This is a genomic window from [Zimmermannella] faecalis ATCC 13722 (assembly GCF_000381765.1).
Classification (GTDB): domain Bacteria; phylum Actinomycetota; class Actinomycetes; order Actinomycetales; family Microbacteriaceae; genus Gulosibacter; species Gulosibacter faecalis.
This window is the reverse complement of sequence record NZ_KB907079.1, coordinates 143,996-165,137: the sequence shown is the minus strand read 5'-3', so window position 1 is coordinate 165,137 and position 21,142 is coordinate 143,996. Positions and strand designations below refer to the sequence as shown.

The window sequence follows — 21,142 nt, the reverse complement described above, 5'->3', positions numbered from 1 at the left end:
TCGCCTGAGCCCGGCGCCCCGAGACCGCGAAGAGGCCCGGCCCCGATTGGGGGCCGGGCCTCTCGGCGTTGCGGCAGACTACGCGTCGTGCTGCTGGCGGCGGCGGATCACGAGGATCGCGGCGCCGGCGAGCAGGAGCACGCCCGCGGCGATCGCGATCGGGCCGAACATGTCGGCACCGGTCGTCGCGAGCGAACCGTCAGCGTCGTTCGAGCCCTGGTTGCCGTTCGCGGCGTCGCCCTTGCCCTGGTCGCCCGAACTGTCGGTCGAGGTGGGGTCGGTCGGCGCGTCCGAGGTCTGGGTCGGCTCGGTCTGGGCCGGGTCGGTCTCGGTCGGCTCGGTCTGGGTGGGCTCGCTGGGCTCGGGGTCGGCTGTGGGCTCCGGGTCGGTGGTCGGGTCGGTCGGCGCCGCGTTCGCAACCCAGGCGTCGTCGAGCAGCCAGTTCGCCATGTCGACGTTGCTCAGGTAGTTGCCGCGCACGAGGTCGTGACCGGTCGCGTATCCGAGCAGCGTGTCAGCCCCGGCGCCCTTCACGAAGTAGGGCACGAGCATCGTCGTGTGGTTGTCCGAGAACCAGTCCTGCGTCGGGGCCGAGCCGGCCTCGGTGGGCTCCATGGGGCCCCAGTCGCCGAGCACGTAGTCGGTCGAACCCTCGACCGGAATCTGGTTGCCGTCGGCGTCGAGCTCGTAGTTCGCGCCCGAGAGGTAGCCGGTCTCGTGGTCGGCCGTGACGATCACGAGGGTCTCGTCCCAGCTCGAGTTCTGCTCAACCCAGTTCACGACCGAGTCGATCGAGTTCGAGAAGTCGATGGTCTCTTCGATGTTGCGTTCGGTCTGGTTTGCGTGACCGGTCCAGTCGATCGCGCCGCCCTCGACCATGAGGAAGAAGCCCTCGTCGTTGTTGTCGAGCACGTTGAGCGCGCCCTCGGTCATCGTCGGCAGGTCGACGACGTCGTTGAGCGTCGCGTCGTCGGTGCGGTTCTGCTGCAGCGTCGAGCCGACCTGCGGGATGCCGAAGACCTGGTCGGGGGTGTCGCCCGTCGTGAGCGCCTCGAAGTCGGCGTTCTCTTCGATGTAGGTGAAGTCCGACTCGCCGTTGCGAAGCTGCTCGAACGACTCCTCCGAGATGTAGCTGAAGTCACCCGTTTCGGTCGGCTGGTGGTCGTCGTTGTAGTACGGGTGGCCGGCGCCCATGACGACGTCCATGTACTCGCTGTTGACCTGCTCGGCGGCGATGCCCTCGTAGTCGTTGCGACTCGTGTTGTGCGACGAGAAAGCCGCGGGTGTCGCGTGCGAGAACGGTACCGAGCTCACGACGCCGGCCGACTTGCCGAGCTCGTGCGCGCGCTCCGAGACGTTCTCGACGACGTTTTCGTTGTAGTCGACGCCGATGCCGGCGTTGTAGGTCTTGTGGCCGGTCGCCATCGCGGTGCCCGCGGCGGCCGAGTCGGTCGGGTTGTCCTTGACCTGCTCGAAGTCACCCCACGCGGCCTGCGTGTCGTACGGGTCCTGCTCGTACCATGCGGTCTCCATCGAGACCTGGTCCCAGGCCTGGAAGCCCTCGGTGGGGGTCGAGTTGCCGCCCCACGGCTTCACCTTGTTGTCGCCACCGCGGTCGACCTGCCAGTACACCTCACCGTTCTCGTAGGCGTTCATGTTGTCGAGGTGGTTGTAGCCCATGCCATCGCCGATGAGCAGGATGACGTTCTTCGGGCCCTCGGGCGCGCTCGTGGCGGCCGAGGCGGGGGTCGCGAATGCGAAGCTACCGAGCGCAACGGTGGCGGCGGCGCCGCAGGCCGAAAGCGTCTTCGTGAAGCGCTGTGACTTCATGGGGTCCTCTCAAGGAGTGTGCGGGTGTTCGTGGCTTGCGCGCTCGAAGCTACGGAGCGGTCGTCTCGGCGAGGTCACGAACGGGTTACCGGCGGATGACGAACTGGCGAAATCGACGTGTGTCGGCGAGGTGGGTGCTGGCGAAGTCGGCTGCCGGTGCGGCGGGCGCCGGTGCGGCGGCATGGATGCGAGCCGGGGTGGATGCGCGGCCGCGATATTCTTGGGGCATGCCCGCTCCGACCGATCGCCCCGCTGCCTGGCCGTTCCTGCTGCTCGATGCGGTGCTCGTGGTCGCCTTCGCGGCGATCGGCCGCGCCTCGCACGCTGAGTCGCTCGCGCCGCTCGAGGTGCTCGCGACCGCGGGCCCATTCCTCGGCGCGCTGCTGCTCGGCTGGCTCATCGTTCGGCTCATCGGCAGCAATCACGCGGCCGTGTGGCCGGCGGGCGTGCTCATCTGGGCCGTGACCGTGTCGAGCGGCCTGGCACTGCGCATCCTGTTCGGCGACACCGCGGCGGTCGCGTTCATCATCGTCGCGACGCTCACGCTCGCGGTGTTCCTGCTCGTGCCGCGCCTCGTGTGGCAGCTCATCCGCCGGTTCCGCGCTCGAACGCCCGCAGCGAACACCCCGCAGTAGCGGCAAAAACTGAGTGCGATTCCCGCGCGATTGTCAAGTGGCGTCCGTACACTTGCTGCAAGCGCACGACCTAGAGGAGAAATGATGTCGAGCTCTGCACTTCAGCGGAACCCGTACTTCAATGGCGAATATCAGCGACGTAACCAGCACGCGGGCGCAGCCCAGAATGCACGGGCGCAATACAACCAGGCGTACGGCAACCCCCAGTCCGGCCAGCAGTTTGGCGGCCAGCAGTTCAACCAGCAAGCCCCCGGCCAGCAGGCGCCGGGTTACCAGCAGGCCTACGGCCAGCAGGGCTACCCGCAGCAGGGCCAGTTCCAGCAGGGTTACCCACAGCAGGGACAGCCTGGCCAGTTTCAGCAGCCGGCGCCGTCGCCCGACCAGCTGAACCAGCAGTACGACCTGCCGTCGCCCTCGAACGACCAGCTTGACCGCATGACGGTCGAAGACTCGATCGCGAAGACCGCCGGCATGTTCGGCATTCTGCTCGTGACCGCGGCCGTGACGTGGTTCGCCACGGCGGCATCGCCCGGTATTGGCTACGCCCTCACCGGCATCGGCGCGATCTCGGCATTCGTGCTCGCGCTCGTCATGACCTTCCGCCGCGAGCCGAGCCCCGTGCTCACCGTGATCTTCACGGTCGCCGAGGGCCTCGTCGTCGGTGGCTTCTCGGCCCTGCTCGAGGCAGTGTTCCCGGGCATTGTGCTGCAGGCGACGCTCGCGACGGTGATCGTCATCGGCGTGACGCTCGCGCTGTTCACCTCGGGCAAGGTGCGCACGTCGCCGAAGGTGACGAAGTTCTTCATGATCGCGATGCTCGCCTACGCGGCGTTCTCGCTCGTGAACCTCGTGCTCATGTGGACCGGCGTTGTGACCGACCCGTGGGGCATGCGTACCGGCATCGAGATCTTCGGCATCCCGCTCGGCGTGCTCCTCGGTATCTTCGCCGTCGTCATGGGCGCCTACATGCTCATCATGGACTTCGAATTCATCGAGAACGGCGTGAAGGCTGGCGCACCCCGCAAGTACGGGTGGATCGCCGCGTACTCGATCATCTCGACCGTCGTGTTCATCTACATCGAGATCCTCCGCCTCATCGCGATCTTGCGCGGCAACGACTAGCGTCGACCGCCCTCCACGCACCCCGCCTCGGGCATTGCCCGGGGCGGGGTGTTCGTTTCCGAAAGTTCACGCATCGGGCGCATGATTGGCGCATGACGAACGGCACGCCCCTCGTGATCGGCCATCGCGGCGCACCCGCGCACCTCCCAGAACACACCGCCTCGAGCTACCGACTCGCAATCGCGCAGGGCAGCGACTTCGTTGAGCCCGACCTCGTGCCGACCGCCGACGGCGTGCTCGTCGTGCGCCACGAACCCGTGCTCGACGGCACGACCGACGTCGCCGCGCATCCGGAGTTCGCCGAGCGGCGCCGGGTGGGCGTTCCCGGCATCGAAGACGGGTGGTATGCCGAAGACTTCACGTGGGCCGAGCTGAGCACGCTGCGCGCGGTCGAGCGCCTGCCGGAGCTGCGGCCGGCGTCGCACGCGCACTCGGGCACCGAACCGCTCTTGCGGTTGCGTGACCTCGTGCGGCTCGTCGACGAGGCGGCGCACGAGCGCGGTCGCGGCTGCGGGCTCGTGCTCGAGCTGAAGTGGGATGCGTGGATGCGCGCCCGCGGGTTCCGCTACGAGGAGCTGCTCGCGCGTGAGCTCGCACCCGTGCTCGATGCCGACTGCCTGCTCGAGGCCCGCATCGAGAGCTTCGAGACCGGCGCCCTCGATCGGCTCGCCGGCACCCCGCTCGTGCGGGAGCTCGACGCGGGGCTCGTGGTGCTCGTCGAGGACGAGCCGTGGCTGCGCCCGGGGTCGGGGGAGGAGGGGCCGGAGCGCTGCACCGACGAGGGCCTCGACGACGCGGCGCATCGCTACGACGGCATCTCGGTGCGAACAACGCTGCTCGACGCCGACCTCGTCGAGCGCGCCCACGCCCGCGGGCTCGAGGTGTTCACGTACACGCTGCGCGGCGAAGAACAGCACCTGCCGGGCGCGTTCGCGGGGCGCGCCGACGACTACTGCCGCGCGCTCGCGGCAACCGGCGTCGACGGGATCTTCGCCGACGACCCGGCCGCGGCCCGCGCCGCGCTCCTGGCCGATGACCCGGCCGCTGCTGTACCCCGCGTATCCGTCTCTTTCGCGAACTGACTCCTTCGCTGACTGACGGTAGTTTGCGGCATTTCGCTTGGGTTTGCCGCGATTTGCCGTCAGTCGGCGGAGATTAGCTGGATGGTGTCGTGGTACCGCCCGCGGGGTGTCGGAGGCGGCACCTAGGATGGACGGGTCATGACGAACCTGCCGCTTTCCCCGATTCCCGCCGACCTCGTCGAGGGGCTCAACCCGCCGCAGCGCGCCGCCGTCGAGTACCGCGGCGACGCGCTGCTCATCATCGCGGGCGCGGGGTCGGGCAAGACCCGCGTGCTCACGCACCGCATCGCGGGGCTCATCGCGACACGCGAGGCGTGGCCGAGCCAGATTCTCGCAATCACGTTCACGAACAAGGCCGCGGCCGAGATGCGCGAGCGCGTCGGGCACCTGCTCGGCGAGACGGTGCAGGGCATGTGGATCTCGACGTTCCACTCGGCGTGCGTGCGCATCCTGCGCCGCGAGGCCGAGAAGTTCGGCTACCCGCAGGGCTTCACGATCTACGACTCGGCCGACTCGAAGGCGCTCGTGAAGCGCATCGTGAAGGCGCTCGAGGCCGAGTCGCTCGGGGTGACGCCGTCGCACGCGCTCAACCGCATCTCGGCGCTGAAGAACGAGCTCATCGACCCCGACGGCTTCGCCCGAAAGGTTGACGCGACCAACCCGCGCGACCAGCTCGTGCTCGAAATCTACCGGCAGTATCAGCGCGAGCTCGAGCGCAACCGTGCCTTCGACTTCGACGACCTGATTACGCAGACGGTCTGGCTGTTCCGTGCGTTCCCCGACATCGCGGCGCTCTACCGGCGCCGGTTCCGGCACGTGCTGGTCGACGAGTATCAGGACACGAACCACGCGCAGTACGCGCTCATCCGCGAGCTCACGCGCGTGACCGAGGCGCAGCACGTGCCGATCGACACCCGCATCGAGCTTGCGGCCGACGGCTCGATTCCGGCGGCGTCGCTCACCGTCGTCGGCGACAGCGACCAGTCGATCTACGCGTTCCGCGGCGCCGACATTCGCAACATCACCGAGTTCGAGCACGATTTCCCCGGCGCCGAGACGATTCTGCTCGAGCAGAACTACCGCTCGACCCAGAACATCCTCGATGCCGCGAACGCCGTCATCGGCAACAACTTCGACCGGCGCGAGAAGAACCTCTGGACCGCCGCCGGCTCGGGCGAGAAGATCGTCGGGTTCGCTGGCTTCTCGGCGCACGACGAGGCGCAGTTCGTCGCCGATGAGATTCACAAGCTGCACGACTCGGGCACGAGCTTCAACGACGTGGCCGTGTTCTATCGCACGAACGCGCAGACCCGTGCGCTCGAAGAGATTCTCATTCGCTCGGCCGTGCCGTACCGCCTCATCGGCGGCACAAAGTTCTACGAACGCGCCGAGGTGAAAGACGTGCTCGCGTACCTCATGAGCGTCGCGAACCCGAACGACGAGCTCGCGCTGCGCCGCATCATCAACGCGCCGAAGCGGGGCATCGGCCCCGCGACCGTCACGGCCATCTCGAACTTCGCGGCCGACCACGACATCACGTTCCGCGAGGCGCTGCGGCGTGCCGACGACCTCGGCGTCGGGCCGAAGCTGCGCGGCAAGATCGCCGAGCTCGCGCTGATTCTCGACGAGGCCGAGGCGTCGATCGACCCGCAGCGGCCCACCGGCCCTGTCATCGTCTCGAAGATGCTTGAGACGATCATCGAGGCCACCGGCTACGTCGAGGCACTGCGCGCGACCGGCAACCCGCAAGACGACGCGCGCGCCGAGAACGTCGAAGAGTTCATCAACGTCGCGAAGGAGTTCGACAAGCAGCACGCCGACGGCACGCTCGTCGATTTCCTCACCGAGGTCGCGCTCGTCGCGGCGGCCGACGACATCGATGACGAGTCGGGCGCCGTATCGCTCATGACGCTGCACACCGCGAAGGGGCTCGAGTACGAGGCCGTGTTCCTCACCGGCGTCGAAGAAGAACTGTTGCCGCACCGCATGAGCGCCGACGAGCCGGGCGGGCTCGCCGAAGAGCGGCGACTGTTTTACGTCGGCATCACGCGAGCCCGCAAGGTGCTGCACATCTCGCTCGCCGTCTCGCGCACGCAGTATGGCGAGGCATCGATCGCGATGCCGAGCCGCTTCCTCGACGAGGTGCCCGCCGAACTCATCGCCTGGCGGCAGACCCCGGCCGACGTCTCGACCAGGCCGACGATGCGGGCGACGGGGTCGGCCGGATACGGCCGCGGCGGTTTCGGCGGCTCGGGCGGCTTTGGCGAGGTGCGTCGCAGCAACGTGCTCGAGGGCGCGCGCGGGCTGAAGGAGCCGTTCAACCCGCGCCGCGAAAAGCGGCAGTTTGACAACACCGTCACCGGTGCAGTGAAAGACAACTCGGCGCTCGAGCTCGCGCACGGCGATCGCGTGAAGCACACCGACTTTGGCGAGGGCACCGTGCGGGCCGTGCTCGGCACCGGCACGAAGCGCGTCGCCGAAGTCGACTTCGACGGCGTCGGGCGCAAGAAGCTGCTCATCAAGGTCGCGCCCCTCGAAAAGCTGTAGCCCGCGGCGGGTGCCGGGTCGCGTATCCGGTCGCGCGCGTTCGTCGGCGTGCTGGTGTGGCGGTGGGCGGTGCTGAGTGGCGCTGCTGGCGACGTTTGGCGCTGCTGACGACTGGCGCCGCGAGCGACGAACGGCGCCGACAGCGACAACTGGCGCCGTGGTGACGGCGCCAGTTGTCGCTGGCAGCGCCGGTTGCGGTGTCGCGGGATGCGGCGCCACGCAGCAGCGCGGCGTCAGTAGCGAATCGCGTCGATGATCTGGATACGCATGGCGCGCAGCGCGGGCAGGGCACCGGCGAGCGCGCCGACGGCCGTCGAGGCCGCGAGCCCGATGAACACCGCCGACAGCGGGAACGGTCGCGGCTCGTAGACGCCGATCGTGCGCAGCCAGTCGTGTAGCCACGGGCTCTGAATTACCGCGACGGTGAGCACGACACCGACGACGCCAGCGACGAACGTTGCGAGCACCGACTCGAGCAGCACGCCGAAGAAGATGCGCGCCGACGTCGCCCCGTAGCTGCGACGGATGCCGATCTCGCGCACCCGGTGCTGCATCGTCACGAGGTTGATGTTCACGAGGCCGAGGGCGCCGAGCGCGAACATGCCGACGGCGGCGCCAATCACGAACCACTGCACGACGTCGAACGAGCCGCTCGTCATCGCGGCCCAGTCGTTGCGATACGCCATGAGTCCCGACGTACTGAGCTGCTCGTTGAGCTGTGCGGCGAACTGGTCGGCCATGTCGGCCGGCACCCACATCGACAGCTGCGTCGAGCTGCCGTCGAGGTGCACGCCCGGCACGCCCTGCAGACTCGCGTAGGGAATCCAGGCCGAGGGCGAGTCGTACTCGCTCTGGTTCGGCGCGACGCCGACGAGCGTGTACGCCTGCTGGGTTCCGTCGCCGACGAACTGGATGCGCGCGTTCGTCGCGAGGTCGGGGCTGCCGATCGCCTCCCACAGCTTCTCGTTCACGACGATCGCGGGCGCGAGCAGGTCGGCGTCGCGCTCGTCGATGAAGCGGCCCTGCGCGACGATCGAGCGGTAGATCTCGCCGTAGGCCGGTTCGACCGCCATGAGTGCGACCGGCACCTGGGCGACGGGCGTCCACACGGTGGCGTTCGCGCTCGCCGAGAGCGCGTGCTGCTCGACGCCGAAGTCGTTCGGGAGTCGTTCGAGCCGCTCGAGCACCTCGGGCGACGTCTGGCCCTCGACGATGACCGTCGCGGTGCGCCCTCCCTGGCGCTCGCTCGTCTCGGTTTGCACGTCGGTGAGGAGCTGCCCGAACCCGAGCGCGCCCGTGAGTCCGACGACGGCGACCGTGATGCCGACGAGCGCGAGCAGAATCCGCAGGCGGTTCACGCGCAACTCGTGCCACGCGTCGACGAGCATTGCGGCGGCGTTGGTCACGGCGCGGCCGCGGTCGCGCGCCTCGCGCTCGGTGCCGGTCATCGGCGCACCGCCTCGGCCATGAGCATCCGCTCGGCGTCGGCGAGCGTGCGCTCGTGCAACAGCCCGTCTTGCAGCACGAAGATGCGCTCGGCGAGGGCCGCCACCTGCAGGTCGTGGGTGATCGTGATGAGTGCCGCGCCGGTCGACTCGCTCAGGCTCGCGAGCACGCCCATGATGTCGTGGCCGGTGCCGACGTCGAGCGCGCCGGTGGGCTCGTCGGCGAGCACCACGGCGGGCTCGCGCACGATCGCGCGGGCGATCGCGACGCGCTGCTGTTCGCCGCCCGAGAGTTGGCGGGGGAGCTGGTCGGCGCGGTCGGCGAGGCCGACCTTCGAGAGCGCGGCGAGCGCGAGCTGCCGGCGCCGCCAGAACTGCGCGGGCGCGCCGTAGAGCAGCGGCATCATGACGTTCTCGAGGGCGGTGCGGTTCTCGAGCAGGTTGAACTGCTGAAACACGAACCCGACAGCGCGACCCCGCAGGCGCGCGAGCCGGTTCGCGGACAGCCGCGCCGCATCCTGCCCGCGGAACACGACGCTGCCGCTCGTCGGCTGGTCGATGAGCCCGAGCAGGTTGAGCAGCGTCGTCTTGCCTGCGCCAGAGCGGCCGAGCACGGCGACGCGTTCGCCGGGCAGCACGCGCAGGTCGACGCCGCGCAGGATGCGCAGGGTCTCGCCGCTCGGCAGGGGCACCTCGCGCGTGACGTCGCGCACCTCTAACACTGCGGCAGCGTCGGGCGCCGGGGGAGTGCCGCCGGCCGCGGCGGTCGCCCGCATCAGTAGCCGCCGTAGATGTCGTCTTCGTACATCGGCACTTCGCTCGGCACGTACTCGAGCAGCAGCTGACCCTGGTCGAGGCCCGAGGTGACCTCGATGACCATGCCGTCGGTGATGCCGAGCTCGACCATGACCTCCTGCGGCTCGCCGCCGGGCGCATCCACGACGTAGACGATGCCGGTCGCGTAGTCGCCGCGCACGGCGGTGGTCGGCACGAGTAGCGCGTCGTCGACGCTATCGGCGACGACCGCGACCTCGGCGCCGAGCCCCGCGAAGACCGCCTCGCCGTCGGGCACGGCGCAGCGCACCTGACCCGTGACGGTTCCGCCCTCCGAACCGCTCATCGCGTACGGGTCGGTGTAGGGGTCGACGGGTGTCTGCGGCTGCTCGGCGTCGTCGTCGGGCGCACCGATCTCGAGCGACGAGCACTCGAACGGTGCCGGACCGCCCGTGATCGTGACCGTCGCGGTCGCCGGCTTTTCGAGCATCCGGTACTGGAGGTCGGCCGCGAGGTCGGCGACGACGGTGAATGTGCCGGGGCCGACCTCGCCGATCGTCTCGCCGATCGCGACCTGCATCTTCGGCAGGGGCGTGAACTCGGTGACGGTGCCCGAGGCCTGCGAATAGATCACGTGGTACTGGTAGACCGGCTCGGGGTCGGTCAGCTGCTGCTCGCCGGTTTCGGGGTCGGGCTCGCCGACGGGCTGTGGGTCGGTCTGGCCGACCTCCTCGCGCACCTCGAAGAGGGCCTGGCCGTATTCGACCCGGTCGCCGACCTGCACGTAGGTGACCGTGACGGTGCCCTGCTCGGTCGCGCGCTGCGGCACGCCGGCGTCGGCGGTGACCGACCCGGTGACGACGAACTCGTTCGTGACGGGGCCGCGGGTGGCCTCGACCGTGGGCGACTCGAGCTGCCCGGTCGGGGTCCCCTCTTCGGTCGACTCCTGCGAGAAGAACGCGACCTTCGCGAGCGAGGCGGCGACCACGACGCCGATGACGAGCCAGATGCTGCCGAACACGGCCTTGCGCACGCGGCCGCGTTGGCGCGGCGGCTTGGGCGCCTTCTGACGCTTCGAGGCGGCGGATGCGCCGGGCTCGGCCGCGTCGCTCGGGGCACTCTCGTCGAAGAGTTCGGATTGCTCGAGACCGGGGTCGTCGTCGGGGTGCTGCGGCATCGAGTTCCTCTCGGGGAAGGCGGGCTCACTGATCACACCAACGTTCTTGCACGATGTCCACTCTGGAAAACCCGACGCTTTTCGGGTAGTTAGGGCCGGGCAGTTAAGGGGCCGGGTAGCGAGTTGGGCCGGTCAGCTAGTGGGCGTCGTCCATCCCCGTGACGTGCACCGCATAGCCGTCGCAGCCCGCCGTATCCCAGCTGTAGACGTAGCTTTCGTCGTCGAAGTCGTTCTCGCCCCAGAGCGCCTCTTGGAACCCCGGCGTCGGGTCGTCCCAGGTGCCCGGAATCACGTATCCCTCGGGCCAGATAGCGTCTCCGAGCTCGCTATACGACTCGTCGCCGTAGGTCCATCGCCACTCGAACCCGGCCTCGGCCATGCAGTGCGCGAGGTAGTACTGCTGCAGATCCCAGACATCGACGAGCCCGTTCTCGTCGGCGAGCTCTTGCCCCGCAAGCGACGGGATACTCGGCAGCTCCGGGAGGGAGTCGAGCGGCTCGGAGAGGAACTCGTCGGGGTCTTGCGGCAAGTCGGAGAACGCGACCGCATCGCTGTAGATCCACACACCGGTGACCGGGTCGACCGTGGCGCCGGCGGGCAGGCCCTCGGGCGTCTCGATCGGGGTTTCGGCAGGCGTCGAGGGCGTTCCGGGCCCGGCCGTGGAGAACGTCTCGGTCGACGTGGCGATTGGGTCGCCGCCCGAACCAGTCGCGGCGGCGCAGCCGAGTAGCGTGACCGCCACCGTGGCGACGAGGGCGAGCGGGGGAGCGACGCGACGGGCGTTCATGGGGCAACCTTTCGGCAAGCGTCATACGACTTCGGTCTTGATTGGACCGATCATCGCATCGGCCTACGACACCCGCGTTGCCGACCCCGCGTATCCACTGTTTGCAACCTGCAAACAACTGAAATATCCGACGAGAGGGTCGGTTATGCTAGCCCACGGATGTGCGCCGCGGCGCTTCGTTTGGCGAGTCTGACACTCGGCCCCGTCCCCGCGGTCGCTCCGAAACCAATTTCGTGCTCGCGAGAGCAATTCAAACGCGGCATCGCCGCGGATGGGAAGAAACGTGGATCTTTTCGAGTATCAGGCGCGCGACCTGTTCGAAGCACACGGGGTACCGGTGCTCAAGGGCATCGTCGCAGACACCCCCGAAGACGTGAAGGCGGCTGCCGAGCAGCTCGGCGGCGTGACCGTCGTGAAGGCCCAGGTGAAGACCGGTGGCCGCGGCAAGGCCGGCGGCGTGAAGGTCGCGAAGACGGCCGACGACGCGTTTGAGGCGGCGAAGTCGATTCTCGGTCTCGACATCAAGGGCCACGTCGTCGAGCGCGTCATGGTCGCCGAGGGCGCCGACATCAAGGAGGAGTACTACTTCTCGGTGCTGCTCGACCGCGCGAACCGCAACTACCTCGCCATGTGCTCGGTTGAGGGCGGCATGGAGATCGAGCAGCTCGCTGTCGAGCGCCCCGAGGCGCTTGCCCGCGTCGCCGTCGACCCCATCGTCGGTATCGACGAGGCGAAGGCTCGCGAGATCGCCGAGGCCGCTGGCTTCTCGGCCGAGCTCGTCGAGAAGGTCGTTCCCGTCTTCCAGAAGCTCTACGACGTCTACGTCGGCGAAGACGCCACGCTCGTCGAGGTGAACCCGCTCGTGCTCACGGGCGAGGGCAACGTCATCGCCCTCGACGGCAAGGTGACGCTCGACGACAACGCCGAGTTCCGCCACGAGGCGCACGAGGCGCTCCGCGTCGCCGCGGGTGGGCTCGACCCGCTCGAGGAGAAGGCGAAGGAGAACGACCTCAACTACGTCAAGCTCGACGGCCAGGTCGGCATCATCGGCAACGGCGCGGGCCTCGTCATGTCGACGCTCGACGTCGTCGCCGGCGCCGGCGAGCGCCACGGCGGCGTGAAGCCCGCGAACTTCCTCGACATCGGTGGCGGCGCCTCGGCTGAGGTCATGGCGGCCGGCCTCGACGTCATCCTCGGCGACGAGCAGGTGCGCAGCGTGTTCGTGAACGTCTTCGGCGGCATCACCGCCTGCGACGCGGTCGCGAACGGCATCGTTGGCGCGCTCAAGCAGCTCGGCGACTCGGCCTCGAAGCCGCTCGTCGTGCGCCTCGACGGCAACAACGTCGACGAGGGTCGCGCGATCCTCGCCGACTTCAACCACCCCCTCGTCACCGTCGTGGCGACCATGGACGAGGCCGCCGACAAGGCCGCTGAACTCGCGAACGCCTAGGGCTCGGAAGGACAAGCACAAACATGGCAATTTTCCTCGACGACAAGTCGGTCATCATCGTTCAGGGCATCACGGGTTCGGAGGGCTCGAAGCACGCGACCCGCATGCTCGAGGCCGGCGCGAACGTGGTGGGCGGCACCAACCCCCGCAAGGCGGGCCAGACCATTGAGCTCGCGGGCAAGGAACTCCCGATCTTCGCGACCGTGAAGGAGGCCATCGAGGCCACCGGCGCGAACGTGTCGGTCATCTTCGTGCCGCCGGCCTTCGCGAAGGACGCGATCATCGAGGCAGCGGAGGCCGAGATCGGCCTCGCCGTCGCGATCACCGAGGGCATCCCGGTCAAGGACGCGGCCGAGGCCTACACCCGCGTGACCGAGCTCGGCAAGACGCGCCTCATCGGCCCGAACTGCCCCGGCATCATCACGCCCGAGGTGTCGCTCGCGGGCATCACCCCCGCGAACATCACCGGCAAGGGCCCGATCGGCCTCGTGTCGAAGTCGGGCACGCTCACGTACCAGATGATGTACGAGCTGCGTGAGATCGGCATCTCGACCGCGATCGGTATCGGTGGCGACCCCGTCATCGGCACGACGCACATCGACGCGCTCGAGGCGTTCCAGAACGACCCCGAGACGAAGGCGATCGTCATGATCGGCGAGATCGGTGGCGACGCGGAGGAGCGCGCGGCCGACTTCATCAAGGCGAACGTCACGAAGCCCGTTGTCGGCTACATCGCCGGCTTCACCGCGCCCGAGGGCAAGACCATGGGTCACGCCGGCGCGATCGTGTCGGGCTCGGCGGGTACCGCGCAGGCGAAGAAGGAGGCCCTCGAGGCCGCCGGCGTTCGCGTGGGCACCACCCCCACCGAGACCGCGAACATCATGAAGGAGATCTTCGCGAGCCTCTAAACCCGCGTATCCCTTCCGGGGCCCGACGCCGCGTGCGCCGGGCCCCGCCCCGTTTCCGGCCCCGCGCATCCGCCTCGCTTAGCTGCCTTCGCACCCTCAGTTGAGGGGTCGATTGTTGCTGTTCTGAGCGCTCAGAACAGCAACAATCGACCACTCAACTGGGGTGGTGTGGGGGTGGGAGCGCGGGAACGAGAGGCGCCTCGACTACGCTCGGATCGCTATGTCACGCCTCGCCACGATGCTCGCCGCGCTCGCCGACACCGCCCTCGCGGTCGTCGTCGGTATCGTCGCCCCAATCGCGGTCGGCACCGCCGGCTGGCTCATCTCGGGCGGGTTCCAAACCACGCAGTGGGAGGTGCCGCTCGCCGCCGCGATGGCAATCTGGACGCTCGGCCTCACGAGTTCCGTCGGCTTCACGATCACCCCCGCGGCGTACCCGGCCCTGCAGCTCGCCGAGCCCTTCGCGTTCGTCGTCTCGCTCGCACCCCTCGCCGTGAGCGCCTACGTCATCTGGTTCGCATGGCGCACCGGACGCCGCATCGTCGACGCCGACGAGGATGCGCCGTGGCTCGCGCTCGCGGTGAGCGCGGTCGCGTTCATCGTCGCGAACCAGCTCGCCCTCACCCTCGGCGGCACACACCTCGCGCGCCTGGAACCCGGCGGGGTCGCCGCGGGCGGCACGCTCCTGTGGGTCGTCGGCCTGCTCGCCGGCGCGAAGGCCTGGGAGTACGTGCCCTGGACTCGACTGCTCGGCGACCGCACCGACACGATCATGCTCGCCGCCGGCCGCGCCGTGCGCCTCGGCCTCGGCCTCGTCGTCGGCATGTTCGCCCTCGCGAGCGCGCTCGTGCTCGTCGGCCTCGCCCTGAACATGGGCAGCATCGTCGGGCTCACTCAGCTGCTGCAGCTCGACGCGTGGGGCAACATCGCGGTCGGCCTCACCGAGCTCCTCTACGTGCCGACGCTACTCGTGTGGGCGATCTCGTGGCTGCTCGGCGCGGGCGTGCAGCTCGGCGCGGGTGCTGTCGCGACGCCCGGCGCGACCGACGCCGGCCCGCTCCCGATTCTGCCGCTGCTCGGCATCATCCCCGAGCCGCAGGGCGCGATGCTGTGGGCGCTCCTCGCGCTGCCGGTGCTGCTCGCCGCCCTGTGCACGGTGTGGCTGCGCTCGACGACGCGCGACGCGGAGGCGGGGGTCTGGTGGCAGCGCCTGATCGTGCCGGCCGCGGGGTCGGCCGTCGCGGCGCTCGTGCTCGCCTGGCTCGCGCTGCTCTCGCGCGGCGCGGTCGGGCCCGGCCGCCTCACGGAGTTCGGTCCCGTGCCGTGGCTCGTGCTGCTCTGGGCGCTCGGCCTCTTCCTCGTCGGTTCGGCCGCCGGCGCCTTCGTGCCGGTCACCGCCCGCGCAGGCGCGGAGGACGACGACGAGTCGTTCCGCGACTTCGCGACCGAAGACCTCGACGACGTGCGCGCGGCGCGGCCGCTGCGCGCGGTCGAAGACGACGATTACGGCCTGCCCGAGTACGACCTGGATGCGCCGGCTCGCGACCCGTGGTGGCGTCGCGTCGCCGACTGGGGCGAGGACCGCTACTACGACCTCACCGCCCGCCGACACTCGCGCGCCGCGGAGCGCCTGGCGAAGGGCAGCGACGCAGCGGAGTCGGGCGACGATGACGCGGACGCGCTCACGTGGGAATCGCGCGAGGCTGGCGGCCGTCGCGATTCGGGCTCGGATGCGCGCGACGACGAGCAGCGCGGGGCCGACATGCACGGTGCCGACATCTCCCGTGCCGAGCATCACGCCGCAGATGTGCGCGGGTACGAGGCCGACGCGGACGAGACGCCCGGCGGCGAGCTGCCCGACGACGCCGCGTTTGAAGAAGCCGAGGACGAGGACGCCCCGCTGCGCGTCGTGCGCCGACCCGCGGCACCACCGGCCGCCACGGCCGATGACGCCGAGCCCGACGAGGCCGACACGATCGACCTCACCGATATTGCCGACGCGGCGGATGCGCGCGACGACGAGCGCAGTCTGCTCGACGAAAACGGCGATGACGACCGCGACGGGCGCGCATCCGCCCGCGCGAAGCGCAAGAAGCCCGCACCGCGCCGCGACCTCGGCAACCTCGCCGACGCGCTGCACCGCCCCGACGAACCCGACATCTACGGCGACCTCGACCTCGACCTCGACGGCGACGCTCGCCCCCTGACCTGACTCTCACTCTGGCCGCTGACCTGCCAGCCCAGCCCAGACCTGACGGGCCCGACGAGACCTGACAAAACGGACGAGACCTGATGGTGCACCATCAGGTCTCGTCCGTTTGATCAGGTCTCGCCCCGAGGAGAACGTCTCAGGGGCGAGAACCGCACTAGCTTCGCGGGCTGTTCGGCTGGTCGCCGAAGTTCACCTCGGGCTGCGTGGTTCCGTTGGTTTGCTCGGCGCCGCCTGCCTGCTGCGCGCCCTGGTCGCCGTACTGGAACTGCTGGCCGAACTGCGTATCCGCCGCGCCCTGCTGGCCAGCGCCGTTCTGGCCCGCGCTCGGCTGGGTCCACTCCTGCGGCTGCTGCGCCTGCGCCCAGTCCTGCTGCGACTGCTGCGGTGCCTGCGACCACTCCTGGCCCTGCGTCTGCGCGGGCGCCTGCTGCGACCACTGCTGACCACCCTGGGCCTGCCCACCCTGCACCGAGGCGTGCTCGCCGACAAACCCGGCCGCCTGACCCTGTTGGGCCTGGCCGTATCCGCCCTGCGCCTGCTCGGGCTTCTTGCCGGCGTTCTTGCCGACCGTGAGGCCGAGCGCGACGAGCACCAGGCCGATGATCGGCAGCACGACGCCGCCCCACACCTGCACCCAGAGGCGGGCGTTCGCGCGACCGCGGCCGCTCGAGCTCTCGGTGATCCAGAACACGTCCATGAAGTTCACGCCGGGGTAGTCGCGCACCGCCTGCCACGTGTTGAAGATGTTCAGCCCGAGCAGAATCAGGCCGATAACGAGCAGACCGAGCCCGATGCGGAGGAACGGGTTGGTTTGTTTGCGGAACATTCGAAGGTCTCCCTGGAACTCGGGGCCGGCCCACGCCGACCTCAACGCCATCAAATCTGCCAGGCGCGGGCCGGGCGCGGATCGACCGGCGGATGTAGCCGACCGGCTACTCCTGCAGCATCCGGCGTACGCCAACCTCGCCAGCTCGACGACGCGTAGAATTACCGGGTGCTTAAGGTCGTCGTGCTCATCTCCGGTGCCGGATCCAATCTTCGGGCGCTGCTCGAGGGCATCGACGACGCTCGCGACACGGCCAGCCCGGTCGGTGCCGAGGTCGTCGCGATCGGCGCCGACACCGAGCGCGCGAACCTCGACCTCGCGCACGACCGGGGCATCCCGTCGTTCGTCGTGAAGCCGGGCGACTTCGGCTCCAGGGAAGAGTGGGGGGATGCGCTGCTCGAGCGGGTGCGCAGCTTCGCGCCCGACGTGACGCTGCTGTCGGGCTTCATGCGCCTCGTGCCGCCGCGGTTCGTCGACGCGCTCGCCCCGAACCTGCTCAATACGCATCCGGCCTACCTGCCCGAGTTCCCGGGCGCCCACGCGGTGCGCGACGCGCTCGCGGCGGGCGCGACCGAGACCGGCGCGACCATCATGATCGTTGACAACGGCGTCGACACTGGCCCCATCATCGACCAGCGCCGCATCCCCATCGCCCTCGGCGACACCGAGGCGACGCTGCATGACCGCATCAAGGTCGTCGAGCGGCAGCTGCTGCTCGACACGATTCGGAACCTCGCCGCCGGCACCCTCACCCTCAAGGAGACCACCAACTCATGAGCGCCCCGAAGATCACCGAGCCCCGTCGCGAGCGCGACCGCGTCGCAGTTCGCCGCGCCCTCGTCTCGGTCTCTGACAAGACCGACCTTGAGCGCCTCGCGCGCGCCCTCGGGGATGCGGGGGTCGAGATTGTCTCGACCGGGTCGACCGCGCAGCGCATCCGCGACCTCGGCGTGGCCGTGACCGACGCCGCCGACGTCACCGGGTTCCCCGAGATGCTCGACGGCCGTGTCAAGACGCTCCACCCGGCGATTCACGGCGGGCTGCTCGCCGACCTCCGCCTCGAGTCGCACGAGCGCCAGCTTGGCGAGTTCGGCATCGCGCCGTTCGACCTTGTAGTCGTGAACCTGTACCCGTTCGCCGAGACCGTCGCGTCGGGCGCGCAGGGCGACGATGTCGTCGAGCAGATCGACATCGGCGGCCCGGCCATGGTGCGCGCGTCGGCGAAGAACCACGCGAACGTCGCGATCGTAGTCTCGCCCGCGAGCTACGACGAGGTCATCGCGGCGGTCGAGGCCGGCGGCACGACGCTCGAGCAGCGCCGTCGCCTCGCCGCGGCCGCGTTCGCGCACACCGCCGAGTACGACGCGAACGTGTCGGCCTGGTTCGCGGCCGAGCTCGCCGAGGCAGCCTCGAACGACGAGGCCGCCGCCACCGACTTCCCCGAGCGCCTCGAGGTCGTCGCGGCCGAGCGCACCCCGCTGCGCTACGGCGAGAACTCGCACCAGCCCGCCGCGCTCTACCGCCTGCCCGAGGGCCGCGGCATCGCCCAGGCGACGCAGCGCCACGGCAAGGAGATGTCGTACAACAACTACGTCGACGCCGACGCCGCCGTGCGCGCCGCCTACGACTTCGCCGAGCCCGCCGTCGCGATCATCAAGCACGCGAACCCGTGCGGCATCGCGATCGCGCCCGCGGGGCTCGACGACGCGGCCGCCATCGCCGCGGCCCACCGCCGCGCCCACGAGACCGACCCCGTCTCGGCCTACGGCGGCGTCGTCGCCGCGAACCGCGAGGTGTCGGCCGAGATGGCGCAGACCCTGAGCGACATCTTCACCGAGGTCGTCGTCGCCCCCGGCTTCGCCGACGAGGCACTCGAGATCCTCACGCGCAAGAAGAACCTGCGCCTGCTCGAGCTCCCGGCCGGATACGCGCGCGAGGACATCGAGCTGCGCCAGATCTCGGGCGGCCTGCTCGCGCAGACCCCCGACCGCTACGAGGCGACCGGCATCAGCGCGAGCTGGGAGCTCGTCGCCGGCGACGCCGCCGACGAGGCGACCCTGCGCGACCTCGAGTTTGCGTGGAAGGCCGTGCGCGCCGTGAAGTCGAACGCGATCCTCCTCGCGCACGACGGCGCCGCCGTCGGCGTCGGCATGGGCCAGGTCAACCGCGTCGACTCGTGCCACCTCGCCGTGAACCGGGCGGGGGAGCGCGCGGCCGGTTCGGTCGCCGCATCCGATGCGTTCTTCCCGTTCGCCGACGGACTCGAGACGCTCATCGCGGCCGGCGTTCGCGCCGTCGCGCAGCCGGGCGGCTCGATTCGCGACGACGAGGTGAAGGCCGCCGCCGAGCGCGCCGGCATCACGATGTACTTCACCGGCGAGCGCCACTTCTTCCACTAGGCCGCCCGCCCCGCCGGCGTGCCCACGCGTATCCGGCGCTTGTTCTCACCCCTCAACCAGAAGGCCTGTTTTGTCACAGACGTCCTCAACGCAGTCGCGCACCGCGACGGTGCTGCTCGCGGCCCTTGCCGCCTCGGCGGTGACGCTCGCGGCGACCCTGTTCAAGACGAACGAGCGCGACCTCACGTTCACGCTCCCGGTGTGGGACACGTTCTCGAACGCGTTCGGCATCGCGATCGTGCCGGTGCTGCTCTACTTCGTCGTGCTCGCGGCCGCCGGCATGTTCGGCTGGCTCGGCACGTGGTGGAAGGCGCTCATCGCGGGCGCGGTCGGCGTGCTCATCGGCGGCGCGCTCGGCTACCTGCTGCAGATCGTCTCGAACGGCGTCGCGCTTGACGGCGCCGCGTGGGCCGCGATCTTCGGCGAGTTCCTCGGCCTGAACTTCCCGCTCGTCGTGAGCGGCCTCGTGTCGGCCGCGTTCGTCGCGCCGGCGGCCCTGCACACGCTCGAGGGCACGACGGTGGTTGCCGCGGGCCAGCCCGCGCGCGCCGAGGCGGCCCCGCAGTCGGCTCCGTCGACGTGGGACGAGGGCTCGGCGTTCCTGCGCATCCCGTCAGACGAGCTGCTTGAGCAGCTCGGCGACGACGCCGACGACGCGAACGAGCAGTGGGAACAGCTTGTCGCGGTGTTTGAGGAGCACGGCTGGGGCACCGAGGCGGTCGGTGGCGGCGAGGGGGATGCCCGCTCGACGCTGCTCGGCGACGCGGCGCTCGTGCTTGGCGAGCAGGTCATTATGGCGAAGCCGAAGGATGCGTCGGGTGTGGCCGGCCTGCAGTCGGTGCGCGACACGCTCGAGAACGCCGGCGCGGTGTTCGATGAGCTCGAGGCGCCCGCAGTCTTCCACCCGGCCGACGTCGTTGAGGCGCCGGGCGTGCTCTACGTCGGCGTCGGCGGCACGACGAACGCGTCGGCCGTGCGCGGCCTGCGCCGCCTGCTCGGCGACCGCGGCTACCGCATCGTCGGCGTGCCCATGGCCGGCCCGGTGCCGCTGAGCGAGGCCCTCAGCGTGCTGCCCGACGGCACGAAGCTCATCTGGCGCGAGGCGATCGCGAACCCCGAGGTGCTCGGGCCCGTGCTCGTTGTACCCGAGCCGCGCGGCGCCGCCGTCGTCGCGCTCTCGCCCGACGTCATCGCCGTCGCGTCGGCCGCGCCCGACACGGCGCAGCTCGTGAAGTCGCTCGGCTACGAGGTCGAGCAGGTCGACATCAGCGCGTTTGCTGAGATCGGCGGCACCCTGCCGCGGCTCTCGCTGCGCTCCCGCGACTAGGCGGATGCGCCCGGCCGCGCGGTGCGCGGTCGGGCCGGAAACGCAGGAAGCCCCGTCTCACGACGGGGCTTCTTACGTGTGCGGGCTACTTCAGCTTGCGGATGCCGATGACCTCGCCGTACTGCGTCTCGCCGACGATGTCGAAGCCCATCGCGGTGAAGAACTTGCCGGGGCCGAGCTCGCCGTCTTCCCAGATCGCGACGACCTCGTCGAAGCCGCGGTTGACCGCCTCGTCGACCACCGCATCCACCGCGAAGCGCCCGACGCCTTTGCGCTGGTGGCCCGCGTCAACGTTCATGCGGAGGATCGTCGCGCGGTACAGCTCGTCGCCCGCGTCTTCGTTAAAGGTCGCCATGATGAACGCGACGACGTGGCCGTCGGACTCGACGACGCGCGGCCACATCGTGTCTTGGTTCACGTAGGCCTCGGCGATTGAGTGTGACACGGGGGCGACGAACGCCTCCTGCCCGGGCTTGAGCGTGAGGGCATTGGCGGCGACGACGTTGTCGGCGGTCAGGGGGGCGATGCGCAGCTCAGTCATGACGGAAGACTACCGCCCATGCTTGGAAAGCCCCGGGGTGTTTACCAGGATGCCGCCAAGCTCGCGCCTGCGCGCAACCT

Annotated in this window: 17 protein-coding genes; 10 read left to right on the top strand and 7 right to left on the bottom strand. The window is 69.7% G+C overall.

What is annotated here, in order from left to right; all coding sequences use genetic code 11:
- Positions 1–78 precede the first annotated feature (78 nt).
- Positions 79–1,830 (bottom strand): alkaline phosphatase, encoded by a 1,752-nt coding sequence (locus G328_RS14945; RefSeq protein WP_019618990.1) that lies wholly within the window; start codon positions 1,828–1,830, stop codon positions 79–81.
- A gap of 227 nt (positions 1,831–2,057) precedes the next feature.
- Between G328_RS14945 and G328_RS0108845 the strand changes: the two genes are divergently transcribed.
- The 4 genes from G328_RS0108845 (at position 2,058) to G328_RS0108830 (ending at position 7,216) form a co-directional block, all read left to right on the top strand.
- Positions 2,058–2,465 (top strand): DUF3054 domain-containing protein, encoded by a 408-nt coding sequence (locus G328_RS0108845; RefSeq protein ID WP_019618989.1) that lies wholly within the window; start codon positions 2,058–2,060, stop codon positions 2,463–2,465.
- 84 nt (positions 2,466–2,549) lie between these two features.
- On the top strand, positions 2,550–3,587 hold the full coding sequence (locus G328_RS14940) for a Bax inhibitor-1/YccA family protein (RefSeq protein ID WP_019618988.1): 1,038 nt from the start codon (positions 2,550–2,552) through the stop codon (positions 3,585–3,587).
- Between the two features lie 92 nt (positions 3,588–3,679).
- Entirely contained in the window at positions 3,680–4,669 is a 990-nt protein-coding gene (locus tag G328_RS0108835) for a glycerophosphodiester phosphodiesterase family protein (protein WP_019618987.1), read from the top strand.
- 138 nt (positions 4,670–4,807) lie between these two features.
- A complete protein-coding gene (locus G328_RS0108830; RefSeq protein ID WP_019618986.1) occupies positions 4,808–7,216 on the top strand; it encodes an ATP-dependent helicase in 2,409 nt (802 codons plus the stop codon).
- A 233-nt stretch (positions 7,217–7,449) separates the two neighbouring features.
- Here the strand turns inward: G328_RS0108830 and G328_RS0108825 are convergent, their stop codons facing one another.
- The 4 genes from G328_RS0108825 to G328_RS0108810 form a co-directional block, all read right to left on the bottom strand.
- Complete coding sequence (locus G328_RS0108825) at positions 7,450–8,664, bottom strand: ABC transporter permease (protein ID WP_019618985.1); 1,215 nt, start codon at positions 8,662–8,664, stop codon at positions 7,450–7,452.
- Positions 8,661–9,437, bottom strand: coding sequence for an ABC transporter ATP-binding protein (locus tag G328_RS0108820; RefSeq protein WP_019618984.1), 777 nt, complete (start codon positions 9,435–9,437; stop codon positions 8,661–8,663). The genes G328_RS0108825 and G328_RS0108820 overlap by 4 nt, the downstream gene beginning before the upstream one ends.
- Positions 9,437–10,612, bottom strand: coding sequence for an efflux RND transporter periplasmic adaptor subunit (locus G328_RS14935; RefSeq protein WP_019618983.1), 1,176 nt, complete (start codon positions 10,610–10,612; stop codon positions 9,437–9,439). Before G328_RS14935 ends, G328_RS0108820 begins: the two co-directional genes overlap by 1 nt.
- Before the next feature lie 136 nt (positions 10,613–10,748).
- A complete protein-coding gene (locus G328_RS0108810; RefSeq protein WP_019618982.1) occupies positions 10,749–11,399 on the bottom strand; it encodes a hypothetical protein in 651 nt (216 codons plus the stop codon).
- Between the two features lie 283 nt (positions 11,400–11,682).
- Between G328_RS0108810 and sucC the strand changes: the two genes are divergently transcribed.
- From sucC to G328_RS0108795, 3 genes are all read left to right on the top strand, one after another.
- On the top strand, positions 11,683–12,849 hold the full coding sequence (sucC, locus tag G328_RS0108805) for an ADP-forming succinate--CoA ligase subunit beta (RefSeq protein WP_019618981.1): 1,167 nt from the start codon (positions 11,683–11,685) through the stop codon (positions 12,847–12,849).
- Between the two features lie 23 nt (positions 12,850–12,872).
- Entirely contained in the window at positions 12,873–13,757 is an 885-nt protein-coding gene (gene sucD, locus G328_RS0108800) for a succinate--CoA ligase subunit alpha (protein WP_019618980.1), read from the top strand.
- 220 nt (positions 13,758–13,977) lie between these two features.
- Complete coding sequence (locus G328_RS0108795) at positions 13,978–15,969, top strand: cell division protein PerM (RefSeq protein ID WP_019618979.1); 1,992 nt, start codon at positions 13,978–13,980, stop codon at positions 15,967–15,969.
- 154 nt (positions 15,970–16,123) lie between these two features.
- On the opposite strand, the gene G328_RS0108790 is transcribed toward G328_RS0108795, so the two are convergent.
- On the bottom strand, positions 16,124–16,795 hold the full coding sequence (locus tag G328_RS0108790) for a hypothetical protein (protein ID WP_019618978.1): 672 nt from the start codon (positions 16,793–16,795) through the stop codon (positions 16,124–16,126).
- A 168-nt stretch (positions 16,796–16,963) separates the two neighbouring features.
- Between G328_RS0108790 and purN the strand changes: the two genes are divergently transcribed.
- From purN to G328_RS0108775, 3 genes are all read left to right on the top strand, one after another.
- Positions 16,964–17,572 (top strand): phosphoribosylglycinamide formyltransferase, encoded by a 609-nt coding sequence (purN, locus tag G328_RS0108785; protein WP_019618977.1) that lies wholly within the window; start codon positions 16,964–16,966, stop codon positions 17,570–17,572.
- Positions 17,569–19,194, top strand: coding sequence for a bifunctional phosphoribosylaminoimidazolecarboxamide formyltransferase/IMP cyclohydrolase (gene purH, locus G328_RS0108780; RefSeq protein ID WP_019618976.1), 1,626 nt, complete (start codon positions 17,569–17,571; stop codon positions 19,192–19,194). Before purN ends, purH begins: the two co-directional genes overlap by 4 nt.
- A gap of 70 nt (positions 19,195–19,264) precedes the next feature.
- A complete protein-coding gene (locus G328_RS0108775) occupies positions 19,265–20,521 on the top strand; it encodes a hypothetical protein (RefSeq protein WP_019618975.1) in 1,257 nt (418 codons plus the stop codon).
- 85 nt (positions 20,522–20,606) lie between these two features.
- Here G328_RS0108775 and G328_RS0108770 read toward each other — a convergent pair whose 3' ends face one another.
- Positions 20,607–21,062, bottom strand: a complete 456-nt coding sequence (locus G328_RS0108770; RefSeq protein WP_019618974.1) for a GNAT family N-acetyltransferase — start codon at positions 21,060–21,062, stop codon at positions 20,607–20,609.
- Positions 21,063–21,142: the final 80 nt, after the last annotated feature.

Coding starts and splice junctions, on each gene's coding strand:
- G328_RS0108810 (WP_019618982.1), bottom strand. CDS start 11,399: ATGAACGCCCGTCGCGTCGCTCCCCCGCTCGCCCTCGTCGCCACGGTG.
- G328_RS0108795 (WP_019618979.1), top strand. CDS start 13,978: ATGTCACGCCTCGCCACGATGCTCGCCGCGCTCGCCGACACCGCCCTC.
- G328_RS0108830 (WP_019618986.1), top strand. CDS start 4,808: ATGACGAACCTGCCGCTTTCCCCGATTCCCGCCGACCTCGTCGAGGGG.
- G328_RS14940 (WP_019618988.1), top strand. CDS start 2,550: ATGTCGAGCTCTGCACTTCAGCGGAACCCGTACTTCAATGGCGAATAT.
- purH (WP_019618976.1), top strand. CDS start 17,569: ATGAGCGCCCCGAAGATCACCGAGCCCCGTCGCGAGCGCGACCGCGTC.
- G328_RS0108825 (WP_019618985.1), bottom strand. CDS start 8,664: ATGACCGGCACCGAGCGCGAGGCGCGCGACCGCGGCCGCGCCGTGACC.
- G328_RS0108820 (WP_019618984.1), bottom strand. CDS start 9,437: ATGCGGGCGACCGCCGCGGCCGGCGGCACTCCCCCGGCGCCCGACGCT.
- G328_RS0108835 (WP_019618987.1), top strand. CDS start 3,680: ATGACGAACGGCACGCCCCTCGTGATCGGCCATCGCGGCGCACCCGCG.
- G328_RS0108845 (WP_019618989.1), top strand. CDS start 2,058: ATGCCCGCTCCGACCGATCGCCCCGCTGCCTGGCCGTTCCTGCTGCTC.
- G328_RS14945 (WP_019618990.1), bottom strand. CDS start 1,830: ATGAAGTCACAGCGCTTCACGAAGACGCTTTCGGCCTGCGGCGCCGCC.
- sucD (WP_019618980.1), top strand. CDS start 12,873: ATGGCAATTTTCCTCGACGACAAGTCGGTCATCATCGTTCAGGGCATC.
- G328_RS14935 (WP_019618983.1), bottom strand. CDS start 10,612: ATGCCGCAGCACCCCGACGACGACCCCGGTCTCGAGCAATCCGAACTC.
- G328_RS0108770 (WP_019618974.1), bottom strand. CDS start 21,062: ATGACTGAGCTGCGCATCGCCCCCCTGACCGCCGACAACGTCGTCGCC.
- G328_RS0108790 (WP_019618978.1), bottom strand. CDS start 16,795: ATGTTCCGCAAACAAACCAACCCGTTCCTCCGCATCGGGCTCGGTCTG.